Source organism: Microcoleus sp. SVA1B4, from assembly GCF_036700545.1.
Taxonomy (GTDB): domain Bacteria; phylum Cyanobacteriota; class Cyanobacteriia; order Cyanobacteriales; family Microcoleaceae; genus Microcoleus.
This window is the reverse complement of the sequence record NZ_JAUBPB010000157.1, coordinates 1-1,719: the sequence shown is the minus strand read 5'-3', so window position 1 is coordinate 1,719 and position 1,719 is coordinate 1. Positions and strand designations below refer to the sequence as shown.

The following is a 1,719-nucleotide window of genomic DNA, read 5'->3' as shown; positions in this document are numbered from 1 at the left end:
TGATGATATTTGGCAATTACCGACTGTGATTTTTAAGGAGCCTCAGTTTAAAGAGGTCTTTGGTAGTAGTGGCTCTGGTTCTGCTTCGGGTGGAAGTGGGAATGATGATTTAGCTGATAATTTGTTTGGTGGTATTGCTAATAATTTACCACCTGATGAAGTTAATGGCTGGTCTTTTGAGAAAAAGTTAATTGAGGCAGCACGGCGAGGACTTGCTAAGCTACCAGGAGATGCTTTAAGTACAATAATGCGGTGGGAATTTTGGGCACAATTACTTGCTACCTTAGCTGTCTTTGCAACATTAAGTTTGACAGGATTGGGTGAAATTGCTGCCATCATATATGCTCTGAGCAGGGTAGGAATTGCTGTGGAAGCGGTCAAAGAATTATTTTCCTATGTTTTTTCTGCCTTTTATGCCAAAAATCATGCTGACTTAAATAAAGCTGCCGAACACTTTAAACACTTTGCTAGCTTAGCCGGACAAGAATTGGTAGGTGTAGCCTTTAGAAGAATCAGACTGGAACTAGCTAAACAAGGACATTGGACAACTCGGTTTGATGCGGCTATTCAAAATAATTTAGCATCAACTAACGCAGGTACTAAATTAGAGGCGAGAACTGCTAACCTGCTCAAACACGATTTAATCAGTTATGGAAGGATAGAAAAAGGAGCCAATAAACTTCCAGTTGGAGATGTTGATGTAGAAACCAGCAATGCTATTATAGAGGTTACTATGCAAACAGGACAGAAAGCGGGTCAAATTGCTAAATTACAAACAGATAGACTTCTAAATCCCAGTAACAAGCCAGTAATTTTGTTTGCCCCAAATTACACAGAGCTAGCACAAGCCGAGCTTCCCCCTGGAGTGCGAGTTTTTCGGACTGAGCAAGGACTGTTGGATTACGTAACAAATCTGCGATAAGGAGAGTTAACAATGTCAAACGGTCTAGTAGTTGTTTCCAGGTGCGATATTAGAAAAGAGGAGTTAATATCTTTTTTGAGGACAGCAGGTGCACATATTGTTGAAAAACCAGGAGATCCTTTTTTTGCATGTCTGATAAGGGAAGAATTATATATTTGGATTGCCATTGGCAACAGGAATGAATTAGAGCAATGGGAATTAAAAGCTACCACAGAAAAACTTCTGGGTGATCCCAAGACATTTATTGTATTAGAGATATCTAAAGCAGAAGGTAGTAGGCGATTTGCTTATGAATTAGCGGCTAAGTTAGCTGCAAAATGGTCCTGCATTACTGATAACATGAACGGGTACAATAGACAGATGTTATCAAGTCAAGAATTGTTTTATCTGCTTGAGAGAGGCTGCAATTTTGAAGAATACTAAGAACTACAAGTAAAGGGTAGTAGTAGCAATTTTTCAGAATGGTTAGCTGCAGCCACACTCGAAAGTAATGACAAATTAGGTTATCGACTGCTAACTGCTAAATCCTATCAACAAGCCCGTAATCTTGTTTGCCCCCAATTATACAGATAGAACACAAGCAGAGTTGCCTGCTGGAGTGCGAGTCTTTAGGACTGAGCAAGGACTCCTAGATTATGTAACCAATTTGAAATAAGGAGAATTATCAATGTCAGACCCTATTATCGTTATCTCAAGCTCTAATATTACGAAAGATGAGTTGGGTGCATCTCACTTTGGCGAATATGTCGCAAAAGGGTTAAAATGGAAAAGCTAGTAAAATTGCCAAAAAATATGAG

2 protein-coding genes are annotated in these 1,719 nt (G+C 39.3%); both read left to right on the top strand.

The features are described from left to right. On the top strand, positions 1-922 hold a 922-nt coding region (locus QT987_RS29665; protein WP_333247061.1), incomplete at its 5' end, for a hypothetical protein. Positions 923-934: 12 nt separating this feature from the next. Continuing rightward, complete coding sequence (locus tag QT987_RS29660) at positions 935-1,345, top strand: hypothetical protein (protein ID WP_333234271.1); 411 nt, start codon at positions 935-937, stop codon at positions 1,343-1,345. Positions 1,346-1,719: the final 374 nt, after the last annotated feature.